The organism is Ruegeria arenilitoris, from assembly GCF_013032445.1.
Classification (GTDB): Bacteria; Pseudomonadota; Alphaproteobacteria; order Rhodobacterales; family Rhodobacteraceae; genus Ruegeria; species Ruegeria arenilitoris_F.
This window is the reverse complement of record NZ_WQCA01000066.1, coordinates 1-4,986: the sequence shown is the minus strand read 5'-3', so window position 1 is coordinate 4,986 and position 4,986 is coordinate 1. Positions and strand designations below refer to the sequence as shown.

The following is a 4,986-nucleotide window of genomic DNA, read 5'->3' as shown; positions in this document are numbered from 1 at the left end:
TGCCATCACGATCCACAACACAGATCGAAATCTCTTTCAGCGAAACATCCAAGCCCGCATAGTGTTCCATAGGTCGCCCTCCTCACGGCTTTTATCCATGACGTCAACATACCGGACCTCGTTCGCCCCGGAGAGCGACCGCCGCAATCACACCATGTCTTGGGGGGCTGTACTTCTTTGGCGCATCGGACCAGCGCAAACCATTGCGGTGAATGAAGATAATCCCGCTCAGCACTCTCTTGTCATCGACCCGTGGCCTGCCGTGCGACCGTGGGAAAATAGGGCTCTAAGCGCGCCATCTGCTCGTCGGACAGCCAGAAAAGGTCAGACATGTTCGCCGCACATTTTTTCAGCGGTGAATCACGCAGCAATACGGAAATCAATGGGTCCTGAGCCTAGAACTGTTGTCTGACAGAACCCTCCAGAGACCCGAGGAAAAAAGACATTGAAAGAAAGGCGGTAACCGTGATGGTGCTGACAGTGCACTCGTATGATATGTTTTCTTGACTCATTGAAATGTTAGCTCAATATTAGAAAGTAACCATGCGGTTACAACAATGCCATTAGGGAGGAAGGCATGAACAACGTAATCCGGACATTGAAACTCACGTCAGCAATCGCGGCGTTTTCCGTTACGGCTGCACACGCCGAAGATGTGGAAGTGCTGCATTGGTGGACTTCGGGCGGCGAAGCAGCCGCGCTGAATGTGCTCAAACAAGATTTGGAAACCCAGGGCATCGGCTGGCAGGATATGCCGGTTGCGGGTGGCGGTGGCACCGAAGCGATGACCGTTCTGCGGGCCAGGGTTACGGCTGGTGATCCGCCCACAGCGGTTCAGGCGCTGGGTTTCGACATTCTGGACTGGGGGAACCAGGGCGCATTGGCGAATCTCAACGATCTGGCTGCCCAAGAAGGTTGGGATGAGGTTGTACCTGAAGCGCTGCAATTCTTTGCGAAAGTCGATGATAAGTGGATTTCGGCGCCGGTCAATGTGCACTCGACCAACTGGGTCTGGGCCAACAAATCCGTGCTTGACGCCAACGGAATTGCCGTGCCTGAAACCTGGGAAGACTTTGTAGCCGCGGTTGAAGCCCTCAAAGCGGCGGGCATCACGCCGATTGCCCATGGCGGCCAAGCCTGGCAGGATGCGACCGTGTTCGATGCGGTAGCCATGTCCACGGGTGGGCCAGAGTTCTACAAAGCGGCCTTCATCGACCTTGATGAAGAGACGCTGGGTTCGGACACAATGAAAGAGGCCTTTGACCGGATGGCGTTCATTCGCGACAACGTCGACGACAACTTCTCGGGCCGAGATTGGAACCTGGCGACGGCGATGGTCATCAATGGGGAAGCCGGTTTCCAGATGATGGGTGACTGGGCGAAAGGTGAGTTCCTGAATGCGGGCAAGGTCCCGGGCGAAGATTTCCTGTGTTTCCGGTTCCCGGGCACTCAGGACCAGGTCACATTCAATGCGGACCAATTCATGATGTTCGATCAGGGCGGTGCAGTTTCGGAAGAGCAGGCCGCGTTGGCCAGCGCAATCCTGTCACCGTCCTTCCAAATCGCTTTCAACAAGGTAAAGGGGTCGGTCCCGGCCCGCACGGACGTTGATGGAAGCGAGCTGGACGCGTGTGGGCAGCAAGGTATGAAGGATCTTGCTGCGGCGGCATCTTCGGGCAACCTGTTTGGCTCAATGGCGCATGGTCATGCGGCTCCGGCCTCGGTGAAGAACGCGGTCTATGACGTGGTCACGGCGCATTTCAACGGCGAGTATGACAGCGAAACAGCTGTGTTGGAACTGGTCGACGCGGTGTCGATCGCCAAGTGATCCAACTGAGCGGGGCGACCGATCCCAGTCGCCCCGCACTGCCTTGAATTTCACGTAACCTGCTCTCAGGAGTGTTGCCATGTCCACGGCTGCCGAGGCGGATTTCAAAACCCGTCTACAGAACTGGATTCCCAAGCTTGTACTGTCGCCTTCCCTGACAATGGTCCTGATATTTGTCTACGGGTTCATACTGTTCACGGTCTACGTGTCGTTCACGGACAGCCGTATTCTGCCCTTCGTGGACAAGGACGGGCAGCGCACATTCGACCTGATCGGGCTGGCGAACTACGAAAAACTGTTCAAATTGTCCCATTGGGAAATCGCGTTGACGAACATGGCCGTCTTTGCCGGCCTGTACATTGTTGTTTGTACGCTCATCGGCCTGACTCTGGCCATCCTGCTGGACCAGAAGATCAGAGGCGAAGGGTTTTTACGTCCGCTGTATCTCTATCCCATGGCGCTGAGTTTCATTGTGACCGGCACAGCGTGGAAATGGTTCTTGGACCCAGGCATCGGGCTTGAAAACATAGTGCAGGCCTGGGGTTGGGAAAACTTCGAATTCGACTGGATCAAGAACCGAGACTTCGCAATCTACACTGTTGTTCTTGCGGCCGTCTGGCAGACCTCGGGTTTTGTTATGGCCATGTTTCTTGCGGGGCTGCGCGGGATCGACAATGAAATCCTGAAGGCCGCGCAAATGGATGGGGCGTCAAACTGGAATCTTTATCGCCGCATCATCATCCCGCAACTCAGGCCTGCGTTTCTTTCGGCGTTCGTGATCCTTGCGCATCTGGCAATCAAGACTTTCGATCTGGTCATTGCAATGACCGGGGGCGGTCCCGGCAGGGCGACCGAACTGCCTGCTACGTTCATGTATTCCTACACGTTCAGCCGAAACCAAATGGGGATCGGTGCGTCATCGGCCGTGATCATGCTGATCACGATTGCGGCGATCATGATCCCCTACCTGTGCGCTGAGTTGAAGGAGAAGAAGTGATGGCCGTCGCAAGCTCTGATACCGCCATCCGCACGGGTCGTTTCAACCGCACACTGATCTATGTGGTGCTGCTCCTGTTCGTGCTGTTCTACATGCTGCCGCTGTACATCATGGTCGTGAACTCAATGAAGCCGCTTTCTGAAATCACCGGCGGCGGCATGATGTCCCTTCCAAGCGCCTTCACGCTGGAGCCTTGGGCAAAAGCCTGGTCCACCGCGCAGGTCGGGGTCGAACCGACAGGGCTTCGCCCCTATTTCTGGAACTCGATTTCGATGGTTGTTCCAGCCGTTGCCATCTCAACGGTGCTGGGCGCGCTGAACGGGTACATTCTGACGAAATGGAGGTTCCGCGGCGACACCATCCTGTTTGGGTTGATGTTGTTTTCGTGCTTTATCCCGTTCCAAATCGTCTTGATTCCGATGGCTGCAATCCTCGGCATTCTGGGCCTTTCCGGCACAACTGCGGGGCTGGTTCTGGTCCATGTTGTTTATGGCGTGGGCTTCTCGACCCTTTATTTCCGAAATTACTATGCGGCGTTTCCAACCGAGTTGGTTCGGGCCGCACAAATCGATGGCGCCGGTTTCTTTCAGATCTTCTGGCGCATCCTTCTGCCATCCTCAGGCCCGATCATCGTGGTTTGTGTGATCTGGCAATTCACCAACATCTGGAACGACTTCCTGTTTGGAGCGTCCTTCGCCTCGGGTGATGGCGCGCCAATGACAGTCGCCCTGAACAACCTTGTGCAAAGCTCAACCGGCGTAAAGGAATATAACGTCCATTTTGCCGGAGCCATCCTTGCCGCAATGCCAACCCTGCTCGTCTACATCGTTGCCGGACGCTATTTCGTGCGCGGCCTGATGGCGGGCTCTGTTAAGGGGTAACCAATGGGTTTTCTCGATATCGATAACGTTACCAAATCCTACGGCGCGATCGAAGTGCTGCATAAGGTCAACATCGCAGTGGAAGAAGGTGAGTTTCTGGTGCTTGTTGGACCCTCGGGTTGCGGCAAGTCCACGCTGTTGAACATGATTGCGGGCCTGGAGGACATCACTTCGGGGGAAATCCGGATCAAAGACGCGCGCATGAACGGGGTGCATCCGTCCAACCGCAATATCGCGATGGTGTTCCAGTCCTACGCGCTTTATCCGAATATGACGGTTGGCCAGAACATCACCTTTGGCCTGGAGATGCATGGAGTTCCAAAGGCCGAGCGTGAAAAAGCCATGGCCGATGTCGCCAAATTGCTACAGATTGAGCAGCTTCTGGATCGCAAACCGGGTCAACTGTCAGGTGGTCAGCGTCAGCGTGTGGCCATGGGGCGAGCGCTGGTGCGAAATCCCGATGTGTTTCTGTTCGACGAGCCCTTGTCCAATCTCGATGCCAAGTTGCGTGTCGATATGCGCACAGAAATAAAAAAGTTGCACCAAAACCTAGGAACAACAATCGTCTACGTGACCCACGACCAGATCGAGGCAATGACTCTTTCCACCCGGATCGCTGTCATGAATGGCGGGTATGTTCAGCAACTGGGCACGCCGAAGGAAATCTACGATACACCTTCTAACTTGTTCGTGGCCACGTTTATGGGCTCTCCTTCGATGAATCTGATCCAGACAACCATCTGGGTTGAAGAGGCTGCGGTTTATGCGATCACACAGAATGATCGCGGTGAGGAAGTCCGACTTGCACTTTGTGCGCCTTCAGAGGCGATAAAGTCATTTGACGGCAAAGGTGTGATATTGGGTATCCGCCCTGAGGCCCTGACTGATGTCGAAGGCGCAGATCACCGGTCATCGCATATCGAGTCGATCCGAAACACGGTGACAGTGACCGAGCCCGCAGGCTCGGACACGTTCGTGGCCACGACTATAGGAGGCGCCGAATGCGTCGCCCGCATGCGCGCGGACGCAGAGGTATTACCCGGTCAACAGGCCGAGTTCGCTTTCAACATGGAAAAGGCAGTGTTGTTCGACCCGGAATCCGAGAACAGAATTCTATGAACGCCCAGGGGGTCTTGTCAGAAGAACTTTGCTTGAGGCGGGCAGGACGCTCTCGTAACCTTCAAGCTAGAATAAACGGTCGCTCTTCAAGTACTTCAAGACCAGCCCCGCGATCATTCGTTTGGCGGTGATGCTTTATGTTCGGTTCCCACTATCGCTTC

General features: G+C 55.2%; 4 protein-coding genes and 2 pseudogenes. 5 read left to right on the top strand and 1 reads right to left on the bottom strand.

The features are described 5' to 3' along the window. Positions 1-157 precede the first annotated feature (157 nt). Positions 158-332 (bottom strand): annotated as a pseudogene (locus GOW98_RS25285) (transposase); the annotation flags it as partial. Between the two features lie 245 nt (positions 333-577). On the opposite strand from GOW98_RS25285, the gene GOW98_RS25280 reads away from it, so the two are divergent. The 5 genes and pseudogenes from GOW98_RS25280 to GOW98_RS25985 form a co-directional block, all read left to right on the top strand. Beyond that, positions 578-1,828: an ABC transporter substrate-binding protein gene (locus tag GOW98_RS25280; protein ID WP_170337359.1), complete on the top strand. Its 1,251-nt coding sequence runs from the start codon at positions 578-580 to the stop codon at positions 1,826-1,828. Between the two features lie 79 nt (positions 1,829-1,907). After that, positions 1,908-2,825 carry a carbohydrate ABC transporter permease gene (locus tag GOW98_RS25275; protein WP_170337358.1) on the top strand — a complete coding sequence of 306 codons (918 nt, stop codon included), beginning with the start codon at positions 1,908-1,910 and terminating at the stop codon, positions 2,823-2,825. Further along, positions 2,825-3,706, top strand: coding sequence for a carbohydrate ABC transporter permease (locus GOW98_RS25270; protein ID WP_170337357.1), 882 nt, complete (start codon positions 2,825-2,827; stop codon positions 3,704-3,706). The genes GOW98_RS25275 and GOW98_RS25270 overlap by 1 nt, the downstream gene beginning before the upstream one ends. A gap of 3 nt (positions 3,707-3,709) precedes the next feature. After that, positions 3,710-4,825 (top strand): ABC transporter ATP-binding protein, encoded by a 1,116-nt coding sequence (locus GOW98_RS25265; protein ID WP_170337356.1) that lies wholly within the window; start codon positions 3,710-3,712, stop codon positions 4,823-4,825. A 73-nt stretch (positions 4,826-4,898) separates the two neighbouring features. Beyond that, positions 4,899-4,986, top strand: a pseudogene (locus GOW98_RS25985) (IS6 family transposase); the annotation flags it as partial.